General features: G+C 46.5%; 21 protein-coding genes. 18 read left to right on the plus strand and 3 right to left on the minus strand.

Annotated elements, in window-relative coordinates; translation table 11 throughout:
- Positions 1-305: 305 nt before the first annotated feature.
- The 11 genes from EIZ39_RS23975 (at position 306) to EIZ39_RS24025 (ending at position 18751) form a co-directional block, all read left to right on the plus strand.
- Entirely contained in the window at positions 306-1118 is an 813-nt protein-coding gene (locus EIZ39_RS23975; protein ID WP_129203691.1) for a uroporphyrinogen-III synthase, read from the plus strand.
- Positions 1111-1887 (plus strand): alpha/beta hydrolase family protein, encoded by a 777-nt coding sequence (locus tag EIZ39_RS23980; RefSeq protein WP_129203693.1) that lies wholly within the window; start codon positions 1111-1113, stop codon positions 1885-1887. The genes EIZ39_RS23975 and EIZ39_RS23980 overlap by 8 nt, the downstream gene beginning before the upstream one ends.
- A gap of 18 nt (positions 1888-1905) precedes the next feature.
- Complete coding sequence (galE, locus tag EIZ39_RS23985) at positions 1906-2895, plus strand: UDP-glucose 4-epimerase GalE (protein WP_129203695.1); 990 nt, start codon at positions 1906-1908, stop codon at positions 2893-2895.
- A 205-nt stretch (positions 2896-3100) separates the two neighbouring features.
- Positions 3101-3859 carry a glucosaminidase domain-containing protein gene (locus tag EIZ39_RS23990; protein ID WP_129203697.1) on the plus strand — a complete coding sequence of 253 codons (759 nt, stop codon included), beginning with the start codon at positions 3101-3103 and terminating at the stop codon, positions 3857-3859.
- Positions 3860-3940: 81 nt separating this feature from the next.
- A complete protein-coding gene (locus EIZ39_RS23995; protein WP_129203699.1) occupies positions 3941-4924 on the plus strand; it encodes a DMT family transporter in 984 nt (327 codons plus the stop codon).
- 18 nt (positions 4925-4942) lie between these two features.
- A complete protein-coding gene (locus tag EIZ39_RS24000; protein ID WP_129203701.1) occupies positions 4943-6220 on the plus strand; it encodes an AAA family ATPase in 1278 nt (425 codons plus the stop codon).
- 904 nt (positions 6221-7124) lie between these two features.
- The gene (locus tag EIZ39_RS24005) at positions 7125-7430 is read left to right on the plus strand and encodes a hypothetical protein (protein ID WP_129203703.1); all 306 of its coding nucleotides are present in this window, start codon (positions 7125-7127) and stop codon (positions 7428-7430) included.
- 17 nt (positions 7431-7447) lie between these two features.
- On the plus strand, positions 7448-9727 hold the full coding sequence (locus tag EIZ39_RS24010) for a cohesin domain-containing protein (RefSeq protein WP_129203705.1): 2280 nt from the start codon (positions 7448-7450) through the stop codon (positions 9725-9727).
- A 35-nt stretch (positions 9728-9762) separates the two neighbouring features.
- Positions 9763-11796, plus strand: a complete 2034-nt coding sequence (locus tag EIZ39_RS24015; RefSeq protein WP_483296072.1) for an S-layer homology domain-containing protein — start codon at positions 9763-9765, stop codon at positions 11794-11796.
- Between the two features lie 4 nt (positions 11797-11800).
- Positions 11801-15409: an S-layer homology domain-containing protein gene (locus EIZ39_RS24020; RefSeq protein WP_129203709.1), complete on the plus strand. Its 3609-nt coding sequence runs from the start codon at positions 11801-11803 to the stop codon at positions 15407-15409.
- Between the two features lie 153 nt (positions 15410-15562).
- Positions 15563-18751 carry a fibronectin type III domain-containing protein gene (locus EIZ39_RS24025; RefSeq protein ID WP_129203711.1) on the plus strand — a complete coding sequence of 1063 codons (3189 nt, stop codon included), beginning with the start codon at positions 15563-15565 and terminating at the stop codon, positions 18749-18751.
- A 40-nt stretch (positions 18752-18791) separates the two neighbouring features.
- On the opposite strand, the gene sleB is transcribed toward EIZ39_RS24025, so the two are convergent.
- Positions 18792-19433 carry a spore cortex-lytic enzyme gene (sleB, locus tag EIZ39_RS24030; protein ID WP_129203760.1) on the minus strand — a complete coding sequence of 214 codons (642 nt, stop codon included), beginning with the start codon at positions 19431-19433 and terminating at the stop codon, positions 18792-18794.
- Positions 19434-19626: 193 nt separating this feature from the next.
- On the opposite strand from sleB, the gene EIZ39_RS26905 reads away from it, so the two are divergent.
- On the plus strand, positions 19627-19776 hold the full coding sequence (locus EIZ39_RS26905) for a hypothetical protein (protein ID WP_164985291.1): 150 nt from the start codon (positions 19627-19629) through the stop codon (positions 19774-19776).
- A gap of 675 nt (positions 19777-20451) precedes the next feature.
- Here the strand turns inward: EIZ39_RS26905 and EIZ39_RS24035 are convergent.
- Positions 20452-21168, minus strand: coding sequence for a hypothetical protein (locus tag EIZ39_RS24035; protein ID WP_129203713.1), 717 nt, complete (start codon positions 21166-21168; stop codon positions 20452-20454).
- Positions 21169-21339: 171 nt separating this feature from the next.
- On the opposite strand from EIZ39_RS24035, the gene EIZ39_RS24040 reads away from it, so the two are divergent.
- On the plus strand, positions 21340-22146 hold the full coding sequence (locus EIZ39_RS24040) for a sugar phosphate isomerase/epimerase family protein (RefSeq protein ID WP_129203715.1): 807 nt from the start codon (positions 21340-21342) through the stop codon (positions 22144-22146).
- Here EIZ39_RS24040 and EIZ39_RS24045 read toward each other — a convergent pair.
- Positions 22127-22465: a L,D-transpeptidase gene (locus EIZ39_RS24045; RefSeq protein ID WP_129203717.1), complete on the minus strand. Its 339-nt coding sequence runs from the start codon at positions 22463-22465 to the stop codon at positions 22127-22129. The genes EIZ39_RS24040 and EIZ39_RS24045 overlap by 20 nt on opposite strands.
- A 142-nt stretch (positions 22466-22607) precedes the next feature.
- Between EIZ39_RS24045 and EIZ39_RS24050 the strand changes: the two genes are divergently transcribed.
- From EIZ39_RS24050 to EIZ39_RS24065, 5 genes are all read left to right on the plus strand, one after another.
- The gene (locus EIZ39_RS24050; protein WP_129203719.1) at positions 22608-22883 is read left to right on the plus strand and encodes a hypothetical protein; all 276 of its coding nucleotides are present in this window, start codon (positions 22608-22610) and stop codon (positions 22881-22883) included.
- A gap of 112 nt (positions 22884-22995) precedes the next feature.
- Positions 22996-23130, plus strand: a complete 135-nt coding sequence (locus tag EIZ39_RS27435; RefSeq protein WP_240675930.1) for an anti-repressor SinI family protein — start codon at positions 22996-22998, stop codon at positions 23128-23130.
- 83 nt (positions 23131-23213) lie between these two features.
- Positions 23214-23639 carry a hypothetical protein gene (locus EIZ39_RS24055; RefSeq protein ID WP_129203721.1) on the plus strand — a complete coding sequence of 142 codons (426 nt, stop codon included), beginning with the start codon at positions 23214-23216 and terminating at the stop codon, positions 23637-23639.
- The gene (locus EIZ39_RS24060) at positions 23629-24681 is read left to right on the plus strand and encodes a phosphodiester glycosidase family protein (protein WP_129203724.1); all 1053 of its coding nucleotides are present in this window, start codon (positions 23629-23631) and stop codon (positions 24679-24681) included. The genes EIZ39_RS24055 and EIZ39_RS24060 overlap by 11 nt, the downstream gene beginning before the upstream one ends.
- Positions 24682-24701: 20 nt before the next feature.
- Positions 24702-25511, plus strand: coding sequence for a VanZ family protein (locus tag EIZ39_RS24065; protein WP_129203726.1), 810 nt, complete (start codon positions 24702-24704; stop codon positions 25509-25511).
- The last annotated feature ends 1 nt before the right edge of the window (position 25512 follow it).

Genomic DNA, 25512 nt, shown 5'->3' on the forward strand with positions numbered 1-25512 from the left:
TGGATCAGTGATGACCACCCCTACTCTCTTTGATTTATCGGGGGCAGATTAGGGATTAAATCCACTAATGGCTGTCGAAAGCCCAAATTGATGGGCTGGAACCAAATTAGTTGACGATTCTCCCATTAAATGGTCTTTAACTAGTTAGGTTTTGAATTTAGTTGGAGATTTTCCAACTACTTGAGTTAAGGTAAGGCAGGACCTGTTTTTATGATTTCCCTACATTTAATAAGAAATTCTTGAGGTTGCCAAGAGGAAGCTTTATCATAGGGAGAAAATAGGGAATAAAAGGAGGACGGGTACCTGTGGCTAAAGGGTTAGAAGGCAAGCGCGTCGTGATTGCGGGCTCGCGGAAGACCGAGGAAATGAGCACGCTAATAGAAAAGCAAGGCGGAGTCCCTCTGGTCAGATCCCTTCAAGGGACGGTTTTTCTCGCGGATCAAGCAGTGGAACCGGATCTTCGCCGTCTGATGGACGAGGGAGCGGATTGGGTAATTTTAACGACAGGGATTGGGACGGAAGTCCTGATTCATATAGCAGAAAATATGGGAGAGAAGGAGCGTTTCCTCTCTGTGCTGCAAGGGGCTAAGATGGCGGCGCGAGGGTATAAGACGTATTCCGTACTCAAAAAGCTGGACATCTCACCTACAGCTAAAGATGACGACGGAACGACTCAAGGGTTGATACGAGCTTTGGAGCCTTTTGACTTTGCCGGACAACGTGTGGTGGTGCAACTTCATGGAGATCCAGCCCCGCGCTTGATTCAGTTCTTAGAAGAACGAGGGGGCAAGGTGTCCGAGCTTTTGCCGTATCAGCATGTGGCGCCAGAGAAAGAGACGGTCGAGCAGTTCTGCAGGGAGCTCACCGCGGGAGAGTTGGATGCGGTTTGCTTTACGGCGGCGATACAAGTTCGATTCTTGTTTCAGTATGCTCGGGAGAATGGACTTCGAGAGAGCGTGCTGGATGCTTTTGAAAACAAGGTGCTCGCGGTTGCGGTAGGGAAGATCTGTGCGGAGGCGCTTCGGGAAGTTGGGGTTACCCGTATCCTAGCCCCAGAGAATGAGCGGATGGGAGCGATGATTATTGAGTTAGCCCAGTATTACGAGGCCCATGATTGATCAGCGCATTGTGCCCGGATTTCACCTGCAGGCTAAGCTTTATCTCATCAGCTATGTTTCCCAGGGTTTGATCGTGAAAGGTTATCTTGCGATCCCACGAGGGAATGGTCCTTTTCCTCTTTTGGTCTATTGTCGAGGAGGGATCAAGAATGTCGGCATGACCAAGCTGGCTTGGGTGAGTCGATTTGTCGAGCAAGGCTTTATCGTCTTCGCTCCCTTTTATCGCGGGAACCGTGGAGGAGAGGGGCGTGAGGACTTCGGCGGGGAAGACCGGTATGATGTGTTGGAAACCATTCCTTGGCTTATGGAGCATCCTTTGGTGGATGCCAAGCGCATGCATATCTTCGGCTTTTCTCGGGGGTCCCTGCCTGCCCTGTATGCGGCCATGGAGTATGATTGCTTCCGGAGTGTGGTCGTGTGGGGAGGAGTCTCGGATATGGTTCTTACGTATGAGGAGCGCGTGGACCTGAGGAGAATGCTTAAGCGCGTTATCGGGGGTCCGCCATGGAAGAAGCCTGAGGAGTATCGGTATCGCTCTCCCCTCTATCGGGTGGAGGAATTGAAGGCTCCGGTCTTGATTGTCCATGGGGCAGAGGATCGGTTGGTTGGCGTAGAGCATGCGCATCGTCTGTCTTCGGCGTTACATAAGGCAGGAATTCAATATACGATGAGAATTTACGAAGGACTCGGTCATCTTTTTCCACCAGAAGAACGTGAAAGAGCCGTTGTATCGATGTTTTCCTGGATGGAAGAGCAAAAGAGTTTATAGAAGAAAGTGGGGGAAAGCATGGCTATACTTGTTACAGGTGGAGCAGGCTATATTGGCAGCCACACCGTTTTGTTATTGAAGCAGTTAGGGGAAGAAGTCATCGTCTTTGATAATCTGCAAAAAGGGCATCAACAAGCTATCCTTGGGGATTCTTTTTATCAAGGTGATCTTCATAATGTGGAATTGTTGGACGAGATCTTCACGAAGCACTCGATTGAGGCTGTGATTCACTTTGCCGCGAATTCTTTGGTGGGAGAAAGTGTGCAGGATCCGATGTCTTATTATCATAACAATGTGATCGGGTCCTATCACTTAGTGCAGAAGTTGATTCAGCATGAGGTGAAAGCAATCGTCTTCTCCTCCACGGCAGCAACGTATGGAGAACCGGTGAAGGTGCCGATTGAAGAAGAAGATCCAACCGTGCCGACCAATCCGTATGGAGAGACGAAGCTTGCGATCGAGAGGATGCTGAAATGGGCGGATCAAGCTTATGGGTTGAAGTCGGTTTGCCTTCGTTACTTTAACGCCGCGGGGGCAGATCCAGAGGGACAGATTGGGGAGGATCATACACCCGAAACTCACCTGATTCCGATCGTATTACAGTGTGCCCTAGGCCAACGCGCTGAGGTGAGTGTATTCGGAGACGATTACCCGACGGAAGATGGAACGTGCATCCGAGATTATATTCATGTTATGGACTTGGCTCAGGCCCATTATCTTGCGCTGCAGCGGTTGCGCGAGAAAAAGGAAAGCGGGATCTATAATTTGGGGAATGGAACCGGCTTTTCCGTCAAACAAGTCATTGACACATGTCGACAGGTGACAGGCGCCGATATTTCGGCGATGATCGCGCCACGCCGTGCGGGGGATCCGGCGGTCCTCATTGCTTCTTCGGATAAAGCGAGACGTGAGCTGGGGTGGGAGCCTGCATACCCGGACCTCGGTACGATTGTGGAGCATGCATGGATCTGGCACAAAAGTAACCCAACAGGTTACCCAAAGGCGTAAGATTATCCTAAATTTTGGTGATAAAACGAAAGTGTTGTAGTATAATAGAACTAGATTAGGTTTCTCCTAATCTGTATATTCCCAACAATCGCCTCCTGCTTTCATGTAGGTGGCTTTTTTTGTCCAGAACAGATGAGCTCATTTTTGCATAACATGAAATAATAGACCTTGACCAACTACCTTTTCGATGCAAGGAGGGACAAAGATGGCAACCATCCAGAAAAATCCGATCATGGGTTCAAGTCAGGCTAGTGTTAACCAGATGATTGCCTTTGTTCAAAGGGTAAATCCGAACTTTAACCCTGCGATTGCTCGAGCCTTCCTGCCCATTGGCGCAAGGTATGGCGTACGCGGGGATGTGGCTTTTTGCCAGTCGATACACGAAACGAACTGGTTTCGCTATGGGGGCGATGTCAGAGCGGATCAAAATAATTTTGCCGGGATAGGAGCGACGGGAGGGGTGCCTGGGAATCAGTTTCCAAGCATTGAAGCTGGGGTGACTGCTCAGATTCAGCACTTGTTTGCCTATGCGACGACATCTCCCTTACCTCAGGGAGAAGCCTTGGTAGATCCACGATTTAACCTGGTTCAACGGGGAAGTGCCCCTTATTGGGAGGATTTAGCTGGGAAATGGGCCGTACCGGGCTATGATCGCAACCGATTCTCCAGCTTGCAGCAAGCCCTCGAGGCAGGGGAATCGTATGGTCAACAGATCATGAGCTTGTTCCGAAGCCTGCTGCAGACGACTGCTCCAGTTGCCCCAGCACCTGAGCCTACTCCTGCACCAACTCCTGCACCAGGAGGTTATCCTCCGAATACGGCTTTATGGAAGCAAGAAGCAGTAGATTGGATGTATGAGCAGGGACTGCTAACCGATTCCTCTTGGAAGCAGCGAATCGAAGAGCCGCTCCCTCTATGGGCAGAAGCTGTCGTCTTAAGGCGAATGATGGAAAGACTTAGTTGAACGATTGTTCATGGCTTCCTAGGCTTTTTGGCGTTACAATAGCAGACATAATCTATTTCGCAGAGAAGAAAGAAGGATGCCATGATGAACGGAAAAGGGATTTATGCTGCGCTTTCCGTTGCTATGCTTTTTTGGGGGCTCAATGTCATTGCTGTTAAAGTCCTAGTAACCGCCTACCCCTCTTTAACGATTACGGCCATAAGGGTAACGATTGCGGGACTTTGTGTTCTTTTATATACCTGGTGGGCCGAGGGCTTCCGGAACATGAACCGTCAGGAATGGTTCTATCTATTCCTGGCGGCCTTAACTGGGGTCTTTGGCCATCATATATTCTTGGCTTTCGGCCTAAAAGAAACCACCGGATCAAACGGGTCTTTGATTCTTTCCTTGAACCCGTTGACTACGGTCGTGTTAGCTTACTTATTTTTAGGGGAGCGATTAACCCGTCTTCGCAGCATCGGTGTCGCCCTCGGTTTTGCTGGTGTGTTAACGATCGTGCTACGAGGAGCTGATTCTGGTCTGCCATCGGTTCATCTTGGGGATGTCCTCGTCTTTTTAGGCATGCTCAGTCAATCGGTGAGCTTCCTTGCGATACGTAAGATACTCGCTACGGTTTCGGTGAATCAAGTCACTTCGTATTCCTTCCTCATGGGGGGTGGACTCTTGTTCCTGACGGGGTATGGAGTGGAAGCTGTTTCTCCGCTGGCTGTATTCGGGATGCTTACTCCAGGGATGTGGCTGTTGCTGTTTACCTCGGCGATGATTGCGACGGCGTTAGGAGGTTGGATTTGGAACCGAGGTATTCGTGAGCTTGGGCCGGGACAGACGGCCGTGTTCATTAATATGACCCCGTTTTATGGCTTGGTCGGATCAGCCTTGTTTCTCGGGGAATCCATTGGAATCGCGCATATGATTGGCTTTGTTCTGATTGTCGGGGGCGTTCTCTTAGGCAGCGGCTGGTATGAAGCGAATCGGGGGAAATGGGCTCGGCGCAAGGTTACCCATAATCTTGACATTGATTCGTCACATGGAGAGTTTTACAATAGTTCTCAAAATAGAAATTAGGGGAGAAACGAAAAGAACATGAGTGATACTCCATTTGTGGTCCGATTCAATGAGGTCAGCCAAGTCAATTTGCCCCATTATTATGATTATGCCTACGTCATTCAGCGGATTAAGGAAACTTTATTTGAAAAGTATGGTCTGTCCGTGAACATGTATATGGATAATGAAAACCAGCAAGAAATTTGGAATGTGTTAGCGGAGGATGTAGAAGCCAAACGCGAAGATCTAGAGTTTGTCGCCTACGTGATGGATGGGATTGAAACCCATATGGTAACCCCCCTTCCCCAAACTCATGGGGTCGAGTTTACGGTTTCTCCGTTTTTAGATAATGCCATGTACTATTACCCTCGTTTTCGAGTGGCCTTGGCCCGGGCAACGGTGTTTCACAGCTCGGGTCCTTATCACCACCACTTTATCTTGACGGACGAGGACGCCAATTTGCTAGAGTTTATTGCATATATTCAAAGAAGGCAAAGGGAACATGACCGTCGCAATGTCGCAGTGTTTACGGATACGGATGATGGGCTCGAGCGCAAAAAGGTGAACATCACGCATCTCGTTCAGAGAGAAGATGTGCTCCTAGAGGAAGATCTGAAGCGGCAGATTTATCGTTCCATTGATGAATTCTTCCATGACAGCGGGGAGTTCTTCCGAACCTACAACATTCCTTATAAACGAGGGATTCTTCTTTACGGGAAGCCCGGCAACGGAAAAACCACACTAGTTAAATCCATTGCTAACACCATTACCGCCCCTGTGGCTTACTGGCAGATTACCGAGTACACGAATAGTTATTCGATCAAGCAGGTGTTCGAGACGGCTTTGAAGATGGCACCGATGGTGCTCGTTATCGAAGATATCGATTCGATGCCGGAAAGTGTCCGTTCTGTGTTCCTCAACACGTTGGATGGCGTGACGTCGAAGGAAGGGATTTTTCTAATTGGCACCACTAACTATCCGGAAAAGATCGATCCTGCGTTGATTAACCGAGCGGGTCGATTCGACCGGGCCTATGAAATTAAGCTGCCTAATCGAGAGATGCGTTTGCGTTATCTGAAGAAGCTTGGTTTTGCTCGATTCTTGAAGGAGCAAGAAATGGAGAAATTGGCGGAAGCTCTAGAAGGTTCATCCATTGCTCAGTTGAATGAGTTGTATATCACAGCGGCTCTGGAATGGCATTATGAAAAGAGCGTCAACCTAGAAAAGCTCTTGGAGGAGATGCAAACCGATATCCGTAAACTCCAGAAGCAGCAATGGGATTCGGATGATGAGGCAGGGCGATTAGGATTTTATTAGACGTCCAACCAAACGTATCCTAGAAAATACCATTTACTCCTAAAAAACGACCATTTGCGCCATTTTTTAAAATAAACTTAAAATTTTGTGTATAATTAGATCAAACATCACATTCCTAGTTAGTGAGTGGAGAGATAAAAAAAGAGATAGAAACAAGATAAGAGAGAGCCTGTAAAAAAGTCAAGCTGGAGGATCCGTTCCTCCAGCTTGAAGTGTTTTTTGGAGGGTGGTTGGGGTAGGAAGGGGTCGGTGGGTCGGCTGGGATAACGGAACGAATCCCGCTTATTTTTGGAATTGGTGGGTTTGGGGGGGAAATAGCCGAACGAATTCCGCTTATCTGGTCAAAATCGGATGAAAATTAGCATTTTGAGGGCAATAGCGGAAGTTTTTCCGCTTATTTTTGTTGTTTTTAAGCTAGCTGGAAGAATAGCGGAACATTCTCCGCTTATCACAACCTGTTAGAGTAGTATCCTAGTCTAGAGGGGAATACTACCTTTTAAAAAAAGAGGTGTTTACCCTTGAATATCAATGAACATATGACCAAGCACCCTTATGCTCGGATCAAGAAGGATACGAATCAGAAGCAGAGAGAGCAAGTGGAAGGGAAGCAGGAGAAAAGTAAAGAATAATTTTAAAGCGGATATTACAACTATTCATACGAATAACAAAGAAAAGGCACCAGGTAGAATCTGGTGCCTTTTCTATTTGGTAAGTTTTCTTAAGTTTTAATTAAATTTTCTTAAAATGTATTTAATTCGACAACTTTAAGGCTTATAATTTAAGACGTCTAGGTTGCCAGTCCTAGAACCAAGCACAATCATACGTTACTAATTTACTAGTTTTAATCCTTTTATCTAGCAGTAGTCTTATGGAATTATTTTTATTTTTTTCGAGGAGGTAAATTATGAAATCAAAGTTTCAAATCTTAACAATTGCCTGCTTGATTTGCCTGATTGTTCCTGCTCTCTCATGGGCAGAGGTTCAATCAGATGAAGCCAAGACGGAAGTAGAAGCTAAGACTGTAGTGGAAGCTACATACGAACCAACAGTCGAACCAACAATCGAGCCAATTTCCCAAGTTTCTCCGGATCAATGGGGAACAGACGTGAATGGGGATGGGTTAGTGGATATCCTCGATTGGATTGAAGCGGCGAATCAAGTTGATTCGAAAGAAGTATTAAATCAAATAGCTGACGAAATTGTCCAGTAGAGTGGGGGAGTGAACTGATGAATCGTAAGAATTTTCGAGTAATTATTCAATTGCTTTCCTCCTTCATGCTATTATTCACACCCTTTGGTTCTAGCCTTCACTTAGAGGCTGCTACCTTGAAGGATCTCACCGTTGCGAAGGTAGTAGGCCAACGTGGAGCGGAGGTGGTTGTGCCGATACACTTGACAAGTGCAGGAGAAGTACGAGGCTTGCAGTTTGACCTGGAGTTTGATACTTCTGTAGTCAATCTACAAGATGTAGTAAGAGGAAATGACCTAGCCCTTAATTTCGATTTTCAATATAACCCTTCATTAAGAACGAGCGGAAACAAGAAGACCATTCGTGTTTTTATCGCCAGCATGTCTAAGGACATCACTCCAAATGACAACGCCGAGGTTGCGAAGCTCGTTTTTAATATGGAAGACCAAGGTCCTGTGAAAACCTCGTTGAAACTTTCAGGAGTGGTTATTTCCAACGCGATACCGAAAAATATTACAACGCAATTCGTGCTTAATGATGGGGAGATTGCACTCGATGACAAAACTCCACCAACTCTTGGTCTGACGCTGAATCCGAACGGTCCCACGAACGGGAATGTGACTATTCAAGTCGATGCTAATGGAACTGGGAGTCAGATTGTTAAGCTGAAATGGGACTCTGGTGTTCAAAATATAGAATATTTTGCAACAAACGGAAACCCGATTCCATTAGATAACCCTACGTTCCCTGTATCGGAACCAGGTTGGTATACGGTCTATGCGGAGGATGAATTAGGGAATAAGACTGTGAGATCCTTTGAAATTAAAAACATTGACAAGGACGCACCTTCAGTTATCGGGATTGTAGATGAAGAAACTTATGGGCCTATTGGTGGTGGAGTAACTTGGGAAGATGAAAACCCAACGACAGCAAAGTTAAAGCGTAATGGTCATTCCGAAGTGGATTATCTTCCGGGTACCCCCATTCTAGAAACCGGTTGCTATACTCTTGTTATTACAGATGGTGCTGGAAATACCACAACTGTTAATTTCTGTGTAGATGCATCAGCGCCTAATGTGAACTTAATTCCTAATCCTTCAACTCCAACGGAAGGGAATGTAATCGTAACGGTGGAGGCTATAGACGAAGGTGAAGTAACAACAGGGGTTAAGCGCATCAAATGGGCAAAGGGTAGCAACGGAAAGGAATACTTTGAAGGTAATGGTGAAGAAATCACCGAAAGTAAGCAGTTCGTTGCCGATGTAGCGGGACCTTATACGGTTTATGTAGAAGATCATGCAGGTAACGTAACGGTTAAAGAAATTATGATCAGCAATATCGATAGGAATAAACCTGTAATTAAAGATATTGAAGATGGGAAAACATATGGTCCGATTGAGGATGGAGTTGTCTGGGAAGATGATACACCGACCAGAGCGAAGCTAAAACGTGATGGTTACCCAGAAGAGGAGTACCTTCCAGGCACCCCGATCCTAGAAACAGGTTGTTATACTTTGGTAATCACAGATAGTGCTGCAAATAGCTCAACCATCCAGTTCTGCGTGGATGCAACAGCACCGACGGTCCTATTAAACCCAACTCCTTCTACACCAACCAACGGTGATGTCATTGTACAGGTGGAATCGACGGATGAAGGGACAGTATCATCAGGAGTTAAGCTTATCAAGTGGGCAAAGGGAAAACACCCAAAGGAACACTTCGACGATAATGGTGAGGATATCACCGTGGATAAACAGTTTGTAGCCGATGATAATGGAACATATACAGTCTACGTAGTTGATAATGTAGGGAATATTACAGTCAAGGAAATCGAAATTGATAATATTTATAAGAACAACAATTTAACGCTTGATTTAAAGAAGTCTCCTGTTGATCTTACCCAAAAAGGTATTGTTATTACTGCAGATGTAGAAATGGTAAAACCGTTAACCGTAAACAAGAAGTGGGCTAAAGGGGAGCAGGATCTAGCATTCTTCCAAACGAATGGAACGGCTATGTCAGGATCTAGCTTACTAGTGACGAGAGAAATGGGTAATGGTTACTATACCATTTACGTGAAGGATGCAGCAGGCAACGAAGCCGTAAAATCGATTTTTGTTCTTGTGGTTGGGGATGTGAATCAAGATCATACCGTTAATATCTTTGATTTGGATTTCATAGGCAGATTCATTGTGGATTTAGACGGGCCAACCCCACTTCAACAGTTTATGGCTGATGCCAATGGGGACGATGCGATTAATGTGCTTGACTGGATCTTGATAACCGGGGAAGTGCTACGCTTCAGTGAACAGAATTAGTAAAGGAGAAAGACAGCGTGAAAAAAACATCTAATATGGGCAGGAAGCTGCCCATTCTTTTTATTATCTTTTGTCTCTGCTGGTCAAGTCTTAGTTTTGCTGCAACCGAACCGAGTCTCGAGCTAGAATCAGGAAGTATAACAGGAGATACGGTGACGCTTTCTTTGAAGTTAAATAGTGATGGGAACATACGTGGGATACAATTTGATCTAAACTATGATAAATCCGAGTTGACGTTTCTTCGTTCCAGCAGCGGCCCGCTTTCTGAGAATTTTTTTGTAGAAGGTAACCCGGAAAATAGTAGAGTCGTTATTGCTAGTTTCAATCGGAACCTTCCTTCTGGTGAAGGGAAGATAGCTGATCTTCAATTTAAGGTGAATAAGGAATTAGGAAGCTCGGGAGCCACTGTGCAGCTTACGAGAATTCTTGTGTCTGACGGAACGGGTAAAGAGGTGAGCATCAACCTTCTGAATGGAGGAACGGCTGTCATTGCGCCTGCTGAGGGAGGATCGACCCCTTCCCCCCGCCCAACACCAACGCCAGCTCCAGGTGGGGGCGCACCGGGTGGAGGAGCACCTGCACCAACGCCAGCTCCAGGTGGGGGTGCACCGGGTGGAGGAGCACCTGCACCAACGCCAGCTCCAGGAGGAGGAGCACCTGCACCAGTGAAGGTTCCGGAACCACGAGGAGNTGGGGGTGCACCGGGTGGAGGAGCACCTGCACCAACGCCAGCTCCAGGAGGAGGAGCACCTGCACCAGTGAAGGTTCCGGAACCACGAGGAGCTATTGAAATGGAGAATTTATTCAAACAGATGCTGACTGAACCTTCTGCTTCTCTGGATGTCAAAAGTCAACTGAAACAGGAAGAAGTCCTTAAACAATCTGCTGAACAACTTTTAGCTTTGACTTCTTCCGAGACTTTAACGAATCAGGTTCAAGTGAAGGATGGAGTTGCGACGGCTGTTCTTGATGCGAAGACCTTAGAAAGTGCTATTGGCAAAATGGCCAAAAAGAAAACCGAGTTAGAACAGTCTCTAAAAGCCAAAGGAATCACGCAAGCTTTAAATCCAAGCGTTCAGCTCGTTTTTCCGAAGGATAAGCTGAACGGAACGGTTGAGATTCAGATTCCGAAGGAATTGAAACAACAGCTTCAATCCATTGATGCTCTTCATATTCACTTAGAAGACAAGATGATGGTTCAAGTCAAGACGAAAGAAATTCTAGCAAAGAAGGATCAGAACTTCGTTCTTCAAGTGAAAGAAGTGGGAACAACCGGGCCGCCGGCAGGAAGCTTTAAGTTTCCTTCTTTCCAGGTAACAGGACCGCAGGCTGCTCTCGTTAGCGTGGATATTACGAACTGGTTAAAGCAGGGCCAATCAGCAGATCGTCTAACCTCCTATCAATGGAAGCAAAACAAGTGGATGCCAACAGGGGCCAAATGGAATGCAACTGACTCGACTCTTCAGTTCCAAGTGAAGACAGATGCCCCATTTGCCATTCAAGAGATAGCATCAACCTATAAAGATCTAGGACCTGTTGCTTCTTGGGCTCAAAATCCAATCGAAGTTATGTCAGGCCATGGCTTCATAGATGGCCGCAATGCGTTAACCTTTGATCCAAGCAAGCCAATTACCCGTGGGGAGTTTGTGCAGATTATAGTCCGAGCGCTAGGTTTAGGAGATGGGCAAGCCAAGGCGGCCTTTGGCGATGTTTCAATGGAGCATCCTTACTATGACGAGATTAGTGCGGCAAGTAATTCAGGCATTATAGCTGGCTTCGGTGGCAATCAATTCCGTCCAAACGACCCCATTACCCGTGAGCAAATGGCGACAATTATTTCTAAAACCCTTGATCCATCGGTCAAAGGCAAACTGAAGCCAAACACCGATGCTGCGATTCAACGCTTTGACGATAAAGCCGCGATTGCCGACTGGGCGAAGGAAGCAGTAGCCTCTAGTGTTCAATTACAGTGGATGACGGGAGTCAAAGTGGATGAGTTCAAGCCTAAGGATTTGGCTACGCGTGCTCAAGCCACCGTCATGATGTATCAGATTTGGAGTCAGAAGTAGTCGCATGGTTCAATCAAGGCAATGCGCTGCAGTGCAGAAGAAAAGAGGAATGATGATGGCAAAACGAAAAAATAATAGGACTTTGCGGACTTTCACGAAGCCACTTCTTCTTTTTTTAGTCCTCATGCTTTTGGTTCAACCGATTATGGGCATTCCTAGCACACAGGCTCAGAGCCCGTTAGAGCTCAAGATCGGCAGTAAAGAAGTATTGAGAGGAGAAAGAATTTCCTTGCCCGTCTATTTGACCAGCGATGGTCAAGTACAAGCCATCCAATTTGATCTAACCTTCAACGATGACCTCCTGACTCTGGTGCGAGTCAGGGAGGGCGATATTAAAGGGCTTAGCGTCATGGCCAATGAGTCTAAAAGAAAAGTGATGATTGCAGGGAAAGGCTCCCTGCCACAGGGAACAGAAAAAATCATAGCTTACCTTGATTTTGATGTTCGCACTACATCAACAGCTGTGAATACAACGGTAAGGATGGACAATCCCGTGATTGGCGACGTTCATGCCGGAAATATCGTTTCATCGACGACGTTTCAGAGCGGTTCGGTGACAGTGAAGGCTCTAGAAGGCCCTATCTTTGTCGGGGTAAAGGAAGGGATGACCTACGGAGAAGGGGAAATGGTCAAACCGAATGTGGTAAAGCCTGCAAACGTGAAGACGGTTACTCTGTTTCGTAATGGGCAACAAGTGCTCAATTATGCGCTCGGTACAGAGCTTAATGAGGCAGGAAATTATCTACTCCTTGTTACGAATCAGAATGGGGTAGAGGCTAGTGTAAGATTTACCATTGACCGCAGCGTGAAGTTGGCTGGAATTGTACTGGATCTCTATCAATACCGGCTAGAAGAAGGGCAAAGTCAGCAGGTTGTTGTTCGGGCGAAATACTCAAACGGATCAACGGCTACAGTTTCAACAGGGATCACGTACAAAATCGCGAATGCCTCCCTTGCGAGGGTTAGTACCGATGGCTTTATTACCGGATTGAAAAAGGGTACTACGTTTTTGACCGTTACCTACGGAGGAATGACCGTAAACGCGAATGTAGAAATTCTAGCGAAGACGTTGTCTGCTGAAGCGGAGCTGCTTGATATTGCTTTAAGCAGCGGAACGTTAAGCCCCGCCTTCTCCTCAAGCAAGGCCAACTATAAGATTAGCGTTCAGAATATCGTAAATAAAATTACGATAAGGCCCACGGTGAAGCATCCAAATTCAACGCTGAAAGTAAACGGAACTACCATTGCAAGTGGTAGCACGGTAGCGGTTGATTTACCTGAGGGGATTACGATAATCCAGATTGAAGTTACGGCAGAGAATGGAATTAAGAAATCACTATACACACTAGAAGTTAAAAGAGTGACAAAGCAATTTGATGAAACAGCCATCCTTTACCCGCAGAATGGCTCCACGATTATCTACGAAGCTCCAAGGATTACAGGAAGATCGGAGCCGGGAAGCAAGGTGGAGGTTTATGTCGATCAGAGATCGGTGGGAACCGCTTGGACAGGTCCGGATGGAAGATGGTCTCTCGTCTCGAACCGCCTGTTATCCAGTGGCATTCATGAGGCTTATGCCGTTACTGTTGACAACTTTGGGAATAGCAAAGTATCCAATCCTCCAGTGAAATTTACGGTGGATACGACCACACGCTTGGTGCTTGAAGCATTCCCATCGGAAGTTGAAGGAGACGGCAAGTCACAGTTTACGATAAGGGCGACGCTGAAGACCGATGCAGGAGCTCCTATTCGAGATGTGCGGATTCGATTTGAGTTGGATGCAGGAAGTGTCAGGGAGGCCGAAGAGGTAACTGGAGCGGATGGTGTAGCTTCCATTACCTTAACTGCGCCTAAGCTTGAGGGCGTCCTTCCTATGAAATCTCTGATTCGAGCACGGGTAAGGGATCTAGATGGGAACTTCCTACAGGAAAACAGTATCATCGTCCATTACCTTCCAGCTTCCGTAAAAGGGGTGGTTATCGACCATACAACCGGAAAAGCAGTAAAGGGTGCGACGGTAGAGCTGAAAGAAGACTTTAATGGAGATGGAATTCCTGATTTTGTGACCAGTGTAACGACGGGTGAAGACGGAAGCTATAAAATCTATGTACCCCAAGGAAACTGGAAATACACGCCGATTATTAAATTCAATAAAGAAGTGGCACCGGGACAAACCTTCCCTGTAGAAGTGAAGCAAACGGCCAACGTTGGAGATTTAAACGAGATAGGCCCAGATAAGATGGTGCCCGCGAATAAGAATGTAAGCGGATTGTTGCTTATGACGGATAAGAAAGACGGACAGGTCAAAGAAATTCAAAAGGTATTGTCCGATGGAGAGCAAATCGAAACGAAGGTGACCGATGCTTCTGGCCAAGAAGTTCCAGGGCTTACCCTTGATGAGGATGGCCGTTTTCAACTCGAAGATGTTCCTCCGGGAGAATACAAGATTCTATTTCAAGTAGTGGCTCCAACTGGAGAAAAGCTAGCGGCAAAAGCAATCAACGTATCGGTGGGAGACGAACAAGTGGATGGGGAGTTAGGCATTCAGGTTGAATTAGTTGACCCGTACGGCATCGTAAGTGACCGAGTAACAGGCAAGCCGATTGTTGGTGTGAAAATGTCTCTTTACTGGTCGGATACGGACTTGAACCGTAAGTCAGGAAGAGTTCCACATACACTTGTGCCATTGCCAGTGCTTGATGATTTTCCTCCGAATCAAAACCGTGTTCCTCAATGGACAACGGAGGAAGGAGAATATGCGTGGATGGTATTCCCGGACGGAGACTATTATCTAGTCGGTGAAAAGGAAGGATATATCACCTTCGACAGCCGTGAAGACACTCGCAACGAGCAACAAGGTCCTACGAGCTATATTCGCGATGGGATCATTCATGTGGGAGATAGTATTGTAGAATATGATCTCACGATGCAGCCGATCGCGTCTCCAGGTGGAGATTCTGGAAGTGATAGCTCTTCGGGAGGGAGCACGCCGCCCGTAGTGGAGAAGCTTCCGGTTATCACTCCGGTGAAAAAACCGGCTCCTTATATCTTTGGGTATCCAGGTGAGATCTTTATGCCTCAGAAGTCCCTAACGAGAGCGGAGATGGCAGCCATTCTGACGAAGGTTTCATTAGGGGAGAAAGAATTGCCGAAGCGACAAGTGTTCCCTGATGTAGGATTGGATTTCTGGGCGTCAGGATCAATTGCCTTCGTTGAAGAACATCAGCTCATGATCGGTTATCCAGATGGAAGCTTCCAGCCTCAGAAGGAAGTGACTCGTGCGGAGATGGCGACTATAGCATTAAAGCTAAAGAAGCTGCAAGAAGGAGATCAATCCACTAATTTCCCGGATGCGGCTAAGCATTGGGCGAATAAGGTGATTTCTACAGCTTACGAGGCTGAGTACATGATTGGCTATACGGACGGATTGTTCCGACCGAATCGTTCGATAACACGAGCAGAAGCCGTTACGGTATTCAATAAGCTCCTTGGAAGAAGATTGAGTAAGAAGCCGGAGCAGTCTTCCTACAAGGATGTAGGACAGCAGCATTGGGCTTATGAACAGATTGAGGCTGCTTCAACCAGTGAAGTTGTACAAGAGTTTTTACCATAGAGCTGAGGGGTTCCGATTTTTGGAATCCCCTCTTTATAAGCATACCTGGATTGACATCAACGTTCCAGAATATGGAGGTTTGATGTGGAGGCAGGTATCTACTGCGAGTGATCCAAAGGAATTTCTCATCTTAGAAAGGGTGGATAAATTTTTATGATGAAAAGGCTGAGCTTATCAAATGGGTTAAAGATTTTACTTATATTCACCTTCATTTTCTCTTACGCTCAGTTCGGCGTTAGGCAAGATGCAGAGGCAGCCCTTAGAACGATAGATGTAAAGGATCAATCGATCGCGGATTGGTCAGGAATTACGACGGTTTTTTCAGACTCCTTAGGTGACGGAGGGGGGAAAGGTCAGACAACCGATTTGATGAGGGTGTTGATGGCAAGTGATGCCAATCATTTGTTTGTTAGGTGGGATGTGATACTTCCTTCCGGTTCGAACACGGTAGGAAACCAATTGTTTGGATTGCGCTTGACCACGGCAAGACCTCAGTCTGGAACAACCGCTCCTACACATGAAGCAACGGTATTTGTTCAAGTTAGCTCAGATGTTCCTCTCATTCACGTTGAGAGCGCGACCGATAGCAAGACCGTAAACGTATTGAGCAATCATGTGAATGTACAGCAAGTTGTAACGGGGAATGGCGTAAATAAAGTAAGCTCCATTGAAGCGGCTATTCCTTTCGCCGCCTTGAACGGGGGCAGTTATACAGCTGACAAAAGCTATAGTTTTACGAAGCTTGTAAGCAGTCCGATAACAGCAGCGAGTGTAGTGCCTCTTTGGGCGATGACGTTTTCCTCTCAGGCTTTTAACTCGAAGATTAAAGATACGGTACCTGACTCTGGTTACCTGGATTGGGATTTTAGTGACGGAACTTATACTCCTGTCGGAACAGGTCCTATTCCGTCTATACAAGGCGTTTCAACCACTCCTGTTATTTCGAACAACGATATGGCTACTTACCAAGCGATTGTAACGAATGTAGGGGATAATGCGGATAATAAAACCTTAGGGGTGAGTCAGCTTGCCTGGACGCTTCCCGCGGGATTCACGTACCAGGGAGGTCTGGAAAAAGGAACAGTCATCCGGGCTGACGGTTCGAGAAGCGAGCTTACTTTTACTGGTCCAAGCGTTGGGGCGACAGGTACTCTAAATTGGGGGAATTTCTCCACATCGACCCTGGCGTCTCATGAATCTCTTCTCATTGAGTTCGATGCCAAGCCACCGAGCTCTTCGACAGGGAAATTTTTCAGTTCCGTTTCAGCTACAGTCAATACGTCCACCTCGGCTATAGAAACCGGAGAAACGGCACAAGTAACCATTCCAGCTGGAACGGCGAGGCCTACAGGACTTCTTGCTAGCCAAACGACAGAAACGACAACCCATTTATCATGGATCGGAGTAACAGAAGCCACGGGGTACAATCTTTACCAGGATGGCATCCTCCTTAATTCAAGACCTTTAAGCAGTCTCTCCTATGATGTTTCTGGGCTGCAGCCTGGCCACACGTATACGTTTCGAGTGACAGCGATAGTTTCAGGCAATGAAACATTGGCTAGTGATCCTTTAATGGTCGCAACACTCCCTTTGTCACCGGTTAATCTATCAGCTCTGCCATTATCCGGAGCCGTTTCTCTAACTTGGAGTTCAGTCAGTGGGGCATCAGGTTATAAGGTCTATATGAGCACAACATCAGGGGCAGGTTTTGTAGAGGTCGATTCTTCACTAGTCAAGACTCATCCTTTCTACACGGTTACAGGATTGACTGATGGAACAACGTATTATTTTAAAATAAAAGCAGTTAACGCTTCAGGAGTAAGTGGTTTTTCGCAAGAGATTAGTGCCATTCCTCTTTCAATGAAGCCTCTTGCGCCTACAGATCTTCAGGGTGTCAGCAAGTCTACAACAAGTGCCGAGCTATCCTGGACAGCAGTTCCGGAAGTGAGCGGATATCTCATATATCACGGGGATGTTGTGGTGAAGTCGCTAAGCAGCACGGAGACGAGTACGACAATGGAAAATCTCAGTCCAGGTACCACCTATACTTTTACGATTCGCTCGATAAACGCGAATGTGGAATCAGATCCTAGTGAGCCGGTTACGATTACGACGTTTCCCGAAGCACCTGCTGATTTAGCCATAGATGAGTTTGGCACCACAACGGCGAATCTTTCCTGGCAGGGAGTTCCGGAAGCCACGGGCTATGTGATATATGTGAATGGTCAATTGAATAAAAATGTAGGTCCTGAGGCTGTTTCTGCCGAAATTACTGGTCTTGAGCCGGGAACGCCTTATACCTTTGCCGTTCGAGCCTTGAAGGGTGAAATCGAATCAGCGGACAGCAATGTGGAGCAAATCATTACGGTTCCGCTTCCTCCATCTAGCCTTCTAGTTCAAGATTCTACGCCAACTTCCATTACACTCCAGTGGCAGGGATCTACAGGGGCAGTGAGTTATAAAATCTATGTAGTCGGTGAGACGACTCCCCTGATGGTGGTGACCTCAGGAACAACAGCGCAAATGAATGGACTTCGTGAGGATACGGATTATTCGTTCGAAGTCACGGCGCTAAACGGTAATGGTTTCGAATCGGCAAGGAGTGACGCTGTTGCGGCGCGGACTTTACCAGCGCTTCCAGGGCTAAGTATTACATTAGCAGAGGTTGTAAAAATACCCAGCCAAGGAAACGAGATTGAAGTCACGATTGAAAATGCACGAGGCGAATTTTTGAGCAAAAAATGGGCTCGAGGTGAACTGTCGGTAACAGATAGTGTCTACTTTACTCATGATATTGAGGGCAGCTCTTTTCATGTCGAGGAGAATGGCTGGTATAGTGTTTACGTGCAGGATGGGGAAGGTCAGGAGGTAGTTGAAAAAATTAAGATTACCAATATAGACCGCGAACCGCCAACGATTACGACGACTTGGGTTGGCGATACCGCATACCCACGAGTAAACGTAAGTGTATCCGCGCTAGGGACCGGAAGCGGCATTCAGGATGTAAAGTATGCTCAAGGAGTGCAGGAGCTCACCTATTTCCACAGTGCGGGCACCACGGTGGAGAACCATCAATTCTTCATTGATATGAACGTTCCTTATACCTTGTACGCCAAAGATGACGCAGGAAATGAAGAGCGAATCTATCTTTATCCTATGGGTGATGTAGACTTCAACCAGGAATTGAATGTTACAGACTGGTTAGAAGTAGTGGGGTTTGTATTGTCTAGGAAGATTCCTACTCCATCCCAGAGTCTAGTAGCTAATCTTAATTTTGACCAAGATGATAAAATTAATGTCATTGATCTGGTTAAGATGGCAAATATGATCGTGGGCAAGTAAAAAAAGATGAAGGTGGATTTCACCTTCATCTTTTTGACTTTTATGAACAAAAAATATGCTTACCGATCTTCAAGAGTTGGGGACGGCTCCAGATCCAGGCGGATGTGGCGGTATCCGGATTAAAGTAGTATAATGCCCCGCCGCTTGGGTCCCATCCACGAATGGCATCGATCGCTGCTCGATACGAAGTGGAGTTGGGAGTGAGCCAGTACTGGCCATCATCTACAGCTGTAAATGCACGTGGTTCGAAAACGACTGCAGTTACATTATTCGGGAAGAGCGGCGATTTCACTCGGTTCATGACCACTGCCCCAACGGCGACTTGACCCTTGTAAGATTCACCGCGAGCCTCACCATGGATAATCTTAGCCATGATATCTAGTTCTTTTTGATTGACGGAGATTCGTTTTAATACTCTCCATGTCTTAGGACCTGTAACCCCATCAGGAGGAAGTCCATAGGACGTTTGGAATCTACGCACCGCATCCGAGGTACGTAGGCCGTATACTCCGTCCGGTTTTTGTTGATAATATCCTAAAATATTCAAACGGAACTGTAAGTCCCATACATCTCCAACTGTACTGCCGACCTTTAACGTTGGTGCTGCCTCCGCTTTTTCCATCGGCAACGTCATAAACAACGCGGCCAGAACGAAGAATGTGAACAACAAGCTTTTTCTCATCATCATTGTTCCTCCCCCTTTCCTGTGCCATTATACAGGTGTTCAAGAAAGGGCTTCAACCCACGCATTCTGGCAGGTCAACCATGAAGTGGCTGAAACAAAATTCCATGTATCCCGTAATGGCTAGCGCCTAACCCTTTGGAGTCCTCTCACATATAATGAATTAGCAACCAGTGATAAGGAGTTATCCAAGATGAACAGATCCTTCGGAAACTTAGAACCCCAAAACATTTTAGAGATCCTCACACGTATCTACCATAAGGTCCAAGAAGAACAATCAACAGATGCCAAACAGATTATTGATGACATGGTCGATCAATTGGAAGCGTTATTAGAACAGTAGAGAGACTACATAGACAGAAAGGGGAGGGATGGATTTAGACGGGCTGGCCTAGAAGTAAGCTGAACTTTTGGGCTTAAGCCTTGGGTCCTAACTGGTAGCTCGGGGGCTCCCTCGGGACATTCTAGAAAAATAGACGGAGTTTTTTCCTCTAATCCAAGATTCACTTCTGAAAAGGGGAATATAGCAGGAAGATTTTCCGTTATTTGCTCATAAGTAGCTGATCTTAGGGTTTTCGAGGCCGATAGGCGGAATTTGTTCCACTATTTAGGGTGTTTTTGGCTACTTTTTGAAAATAACGGAAAAACGTCCGGTTATCTCGGAGTTCGAGCCCTCGGGGAACCCGGAGGAGGTAGGGGGTAACCAGATGATCTGAGCTCCCTCATAACATTCTAGAAAAATAGGCGGAGTTTTTTCCTCTAATTCAAGATTCAACCCTGAAAAGGGGGATATAGGAGGAGAATTTTCCGTTATTTGCTCGAAAGTAGCTGATCTTAGGGGTTTCGGGGCCAATAGGCGGAATTTGTACCGCTATTTAGGGTGTTTTTGGCTACTTTTTAAAAATAAGGGAAAAATGTCCGGTTATCTCGGAGCTCCTGTTTTTTGACCCTCTGGGGCTTGCGGGTGGGAGGACATAAAGAAAGGCTGAACCCAACACCTGTAGGCTCAGCCTTTCCATTATTTATTGGGATATAACGATTTACTCATCTGTTGCAACTGAACGACGGAGCTTTCCACCCAAGATTGCATGGTGTCGCGGGCTAGTTTATTTTGTTCAATTGATGCTTTCGTCATGTATTCATATTGATCCTGTGTATTCATCCATAAGTTAATGTATCCCTTGCCTGCTTCTGTCAGCACATCAGCGTTCTGAGGGAAAAAGGTGCTCATGCTGCTGATGAGTTGATTCCATGGTTGTTCAGACTGCTGAATGACTTGCTGTGAAAGGACTTTTTGCTGTTCGAGGAGCTGCAGACTCCAGTTCTCTAATTCTTGTTGTATGAGGTTTGCTGAGTGGTAGGTTTGGGTCCATGCTGTGAGCAATGGATTGTTCTCGGAGTCTTCTAGGACAGGCTCGCTCTCGGAGTCGGGCGACGTGGTGTGGGATTCTTGGGTGGGTTCTGTTTGAGATTCTGTTTGGGTTTCTGCATGAACTTCCAATTGATCTTCCAATCGATCTTCCGACTGCACTTCCAGCTGATCTTCCGTTGGGACCTTAGCAACGCTCTGCTCAAGACTTGCTTCGTTGATTTCCTTGGTCTCCACCGCTAATTGCTTCTCGATTTGCTGTGCTGCTTCTTCGGAGATGTCCACCTCCGCAACAGCGGTTATAGTTTCGACGAGCTGCTGGTTTTCGTTCATCTTATCCATCTTCCTTTTCCTTTTGGTTACCATGGGGGTTCCTCCCTGCAAGTATATTCCTATGTGTAATTTACACCTATGTGAAGCGTGTGTCAATGAAATATTTAGAAAATTCCTTTACGAACCCTTTACAAAAGAACAATAAATATTTTGGGGGATCATGGAATAGGTTTAACATAGGCTTTTAAATAAGGTGGTGGAAAGGTGAACCTTGTTCGATTGAAGTGTGCCCTCGAGCCCCGACAGCTTGTCGATCGTTTGCGATATCAGCCTGAGATTGTTGAGATTCAGCTGTTTGAAAATGATATGTATCGTCCAGAACGCATCATCCGTGTGATCCGGATGTTAAAGAAGAGAGGAATTCGCGTGTATTTGCATCATCCGATGAGATGGAGGGGGCGATATCTCGACATCTTAAGTGAGGATCCTAAGAGACGTGATTTCTATGACTGGTCTTGTTCGATTCTTGCGGAATTGTGCAAGAAGGAGCAGGTAAAATGCGTGGTCCATGCCCATTATGCGAACACGGAGTGCTCTAGACCGGGGTTCTTTTGGCTGGGGAAAAAGCTTCGAAAGAGAATCGAGAGGATTCGGGAGGAAGCGGGGGACTGGTTTTTATGGGAAAATACGACGAAGGGCTTGTTTTCAGGTGAGAATCCTTCCTTTATTCAAGAGCTGGTGAAACCATTGGAGCTGCCTCTTTGCCTTGATATTAGCCACTCCTTTATTTCCCTTGAAGGAGACAACGAAAAGCTCCAGCAACGGTTAGCTGAAGCTTCTCCTTTTATCCAGTATTATCATGTGGTAGATAGTATGGGGGCCGGCCATGACTCGCTTCCTTTAGGGAAGGGCAAGGTGGAGTGGGCGGGTGTTCTTCCGTTTCTCGAAGGAAGAGATTATATTTTTGAAATTGGATTGGAAAATGTGCTGGATTGCACAGAAATGGTTCAAAGCGCAAAATACTTAAATCAGCTGCGAGCAGCCACTCTTACTAGTTTTCACGGATCATGACTTTCGTTCCAATAGGAACAATCTTCGACAGCTCCAAGACGTCCTCGTTGTACATGCGGACGCATCCTTTGGATACCTGCCTGCCAATGCTCCAAGGGGCATTGGTTCCATGAATGCCATAGCCAGGACGATCTAGCCCCATCCACATGGCACCGTAGGGACCGCCAGGGTTTGGGGCTTTATTGATGATCTTAAACTCCCCTTGCGGGGTGGGGGTCAGCATTTTACCGATGCCAACAGGAAAACCACGAATCACGATGTCGTCTCGAAGCAGATAAAGCTGGCGTTTCTTCAAAGAGACAATGATAGAATAGGCCATTTGATCACCTCATCCTATTCTATTCGATGGGGCGTAGAGTGTTCTTTGGTAACGTTTTGTGAACAGTAAGCGCATTCAGCCTTTTGGGTCGAATTCTAAGTTATAATAGAAGTAGATCCAAATAGAAGAGGAGTGAGTGCAGATGTTAACCTTTGAGAACATGGCCGCATTCGTTTGTCATTATGGTGGTACTCCTAAAGTGGATTTAATGAGAATGTATCGTGAGAACATGAGAAAGTATGATGAAACAGGGGAAATTCGTTATCGGAAGAAGGCCCAAGGGCTGCTAGCTATGGTAAAGATGATGGATCGTGGAGTGGAATTCATCGAGCATCCAACGACGACGACGTTTTATTTTGAGCCCAACGCAGGATGGGACATCCTTTATGATTATTTAGATGACCCTGTCTTGCACTGAATACAGCCATAGGGGGAGATCTACTTGAGAAGAAGTAGATCTCTCTTTTCATTTCGTGGTATAATTGTTAACTAAGAATGCCCATTTCAGTGACAAAGGAGCGAGCCTATACGTGAAACCGAAAAACAACATGGATCTCGAAACTTATAGGCTAGTGAAGGAAGCAATGGCCTCTGAAAAAAGCAAAGAAGAGTTTCGTCAGTTTCTAGAGAAGAAGAAAGAGGAAGCGGATAAAAAGAAACAGTAGAAAACGTCCAAGAGGGCGTTTTTTTTCATGGATATGGTATACTTGATTCTGGAAATTTTTAAAACAATAGGATGTGGGGAAACATGGAAGCGACAACGGAAACTACAGAAACAACAATCGAATCGTCCGTGCGGAGAAGAAAAAAGAAGAATTGGATTGGACAAGCCATCCTCTCGATTGTAGCCTTATCGCTGTGGGGAGGTTTACTTTACGGAGGATATTACTTAGCGAATCAATATATTCAGGAAACTCGCAGCTATGTCGATCAGCAGTTAAGTGAGATTAAGCAACTGAATCAACAGCAGGTGGCGCTGATCCAAACGGAGCTGCTTAAGGTACAGGAAGAGCTTGGGGCGATCAAGGAGGAGCTGGCTTTTGCGGATGAAACGCTGAATGGGTCGAATCAAACGAAAAAAGCGCTGCAGGAACGAATGACGGTGTTAGATACGCAGTTGAATCAATTGAAGACGTCCTTGAAGCAATTGGAGGAAGCGGCCCGTGCACACTAAGATTCACTGGTTCTTTTTGCTTTTGATCGCTCCCTTGCTGGGCTTTTTGTTTGCGTTTCAGGAAGAGAATCCTTTTATCCTAGACAACGCAACAACCGCCCTTGCGTTCCCAAGTGACCCTTTAACAGAACAAATGGACTACGTCTATGAACAGATTAAAGGATCCCAAGAACTGATCACGAAGATCCAAACGGGAGCTGAGTTGGAGAAGAAGGAGATGGAGGAGCAACAGCAGCAACTCGATCAACTATTGGCTGCAAGTCAATCTCAAGTCAAGAGAAGTGAGGATGTCCTCGATCAGATTCTCAGTAGTATGTTGGGAAAACCAATCGGACAAACCTTCGGCAAACGGGCGACGATCAAAGTGTTTTCCCTCGAGGAGTCAGGGTATAAGGGCTTCATGGCCAAAGTGAAGCTGCATGACCCGCATGCCTTGAAGATGGTTCTGGCGAAGGATTCTTTAACCAGTAAAGGAGAGACCACCAGCCAGGCGGCGAAGAGAAAACAGGCCGTACTCGCGGTTAATGCGGGGGGATTCATGAAGAATGCCCAAGGCGCGTCCGTGCCCCTTGGAATCACGGTGGTGGATGGCCAGATCAAAACCTTTTCAACCTCCAATACGCTAAGTTTTGTCGGGTTTAACCAGCAAGGAAGACTGGTTGGGGGTAAAATTCAATCCCGTGAGCAGTTGGAAAAGATGGGCATCCTGCAGGGGGCGAGCTTTCTCCCTACTCTTCTAGAAGGGGGCCGCAAGGTGCCGATTCCGAAGGACTGGGCCAACAAGAAGCATCCACGAACGCTGATTGGTCACTTTTCGAATGGGGACTTGCTGATGATCGTCATTGATGGACGGAGAAAAGGCTGGAGTGAAGGAGTTACCTTAGAAGAGGCGCAACAAAAGCTGCTGGAGTTTAAAGTGCGAGATGCCTATAACCTCGATGGCGGGGGATCGAGTGCATTTTACTATGATGGAAAGATTCGCAATCGACCTTCGGATGGGAAAGAACGACCGGTCTCGACGAATATCGTGATCCTTCCGTAGAGGATAGGAAACAGGTCCCCTTGGCTATACTGATCACAAGAGGTGAGTTCTACGCCATGATCGGGATCGATAAAATCTATCATTTTTTCTTCTATGGAACGATGGCATGTATTCTAGGAAGTATAGCTTGCAAGCTCTCTCCGCGAAGTCAGAGCTTGCCTAGGCTGTTTGGGATTGCCCTTATTTTATTATTTATGGGAGTGCTGGATGAGTACCGTCAATTTTTTGACCGTCATCGGGATACGGAGTTCCTTGATGCCGTGGCTAATCTTCTAGGGATTGCAGCAGGACTTAGCGTTCCTGCTGTCATCTCTCTTTCCCATTTTCGAAAAAACACCAAGCTCAATTGGAAGGCGATGACGTTAGCCGTTTTGGTTCTAGTCCCGCTTTTTTACAGCTTAACCTATTTCACATCCAAACCTCCACCCACCCCTTTTTTCTCGCAAGGAACCACTCAAGCCGGTGGAATTAGCGTCAAGGTAGGAAGCATCGTTTCCAGTCCGCAACGAATTGCGTATCAATCGCTTCAAGAGAAATATGTCCCTCAGCTTCTCTATATCGAAAAGGAATACACGCGTGAAATGCGTGAGCTTATCACCTATTCCTTCGAACGAGAACACGCTCTTTACCACTTATGGTTGATGTATAAGCTGGAGGGAGCGGTTGATGCGCAATTTGACCAGATCCAGCTAGCTATGAAAAGAAGCGCACAGCAAAGCGGGCTGAACCCGAGCCTCACCAACCAGGTGAGACAAGAGTTCATGCTAAGAAAAAAAGCCCAGCGAGCCAAGTTGCTTAAACAAGCGATACTGGATCAGCGGGCAGGGTAAG

The organism is Ammoniphilus sp. CFH 90114 (assembly GCF_004123195.1).
Taxonomy (GTDB): Bacteria; Bacillota; Bacilli; order Aneurinibacillales; family RAOX-1; genus YIM-78166.

What these genes read in the sequence shown, in the direction of transcription:
- EIZ39_RS23980 (WP_129203693.1), top strand. Translation starts at nt 1,111, where the DNA reads ATGATTGATCAGCGCATTGTGCCCGGATTTCACCTGCAGGCTAAGCTT.
- galE (WP_129203695.1), top strand. Translation starts at nt 1,906, where the DNA reads ATGGCTATACTTGTTACAGGTGGAGCAGGCTATATTGGCAGCCACACC.
- EIZ39_RS23990 (WP_129203697.1), top strand. Translation starts at nt 3,101, where the DNA reads ATGGCAACCATCCAGAAAAATCCGATCATGGGTTCAAGTCAGGCTAGT.
- EIZ39_RS23995 (WP_129203699.1), top strand. Translation starts at nt 3,941, where the DNA reads ATGATGAACGGAAAAGGGATTTATGCTGCGCTTTCCGTTGCTATGCTT.
- EIZ39_RS24000 (WP_129203701.1), top strand. Translation starts at nt 4,943, where the DNA reads ATGAGTGATACTCCATTTGTGGTCCGATTCAATGAGGTCAGCCAAGTC.
- EIZ39_RS24005 (WP_129203703.1), top strand. Translation starts at nt 7,125, where the DNA reads ATGAAATCAAAGTTTCAAATCTTAACAATTGCCTGCTTGATTTGCCTG.
- EIZ39_RS24010 (WP_129203705.1), top strand. Translation starts at nt 7,448, where the DNA reads ATGAATCGTAAGAATTTTCGAGTAATTATTCAATTGCTTTCCTCCTTC.
- EIZ39_RS24020 (WP_129203709.1), top strand. Translation starts at nt 11,801, where the DNA reads ATGGTTCAATCAAGGCAATGCGCTGCAGTGCAGAAGAAAAGAGGAATG.
- EIZ39_RS24025 (WP_129203711.1), top strand. Translation starts at nt 15,563, where the DNA reads ATGATGAAAAGGCTGAGCTTATCAAATGGGTTAAAGATTTTACTTATA.
- sleB (WP_129203760.1), bottom strand. Translation starts at nt 19,433, where the DNA reads ATGAGAAAAAGCTTGTTGTTCACATTCTTCGTTCTGGCCGCGTTGTTT.
- EIZ39_RS26905 (WP_164985291.1), top strand. Translation starts at nt 19,627, where the DNA reads ATGAACAGATCCTTCGGAAACTTAGAACCCCAAAACATTTTAGAGATC.
- EIZ39_RS24035 (WP_129203713.1), bottom strand. Translation starts at nt 21,168, where the DNA reads ATGGTAACCAAAAGGAAAAGGAAGATGGATAAGATGAACGAAAACCAG.
- EIZ39_RS24045 (WP_129203717.1), bottom strand. Translation starts at nt 22,465, where the DNA reads ATGGCCTATTCTATCATTGTCTCTTTGAAGAAACGCCAGCTTTATCTG.
- EIZ39_RS24050 (WP_129203719.1), top strand. Translation starts at nt 22,608, where the DNA reads ATGTTAACCTTTGAGAACATGGCCGCATTCGTTTGTCATTATGGTGGT.
- EIZ39_RS24055 (WP_129203721.1), top strand. Translation starts at nt 23,214, where the DNA reads ATGGAAGCGACAACGGAAACTACAGAAACAACAATCGAATCGTCCGTG.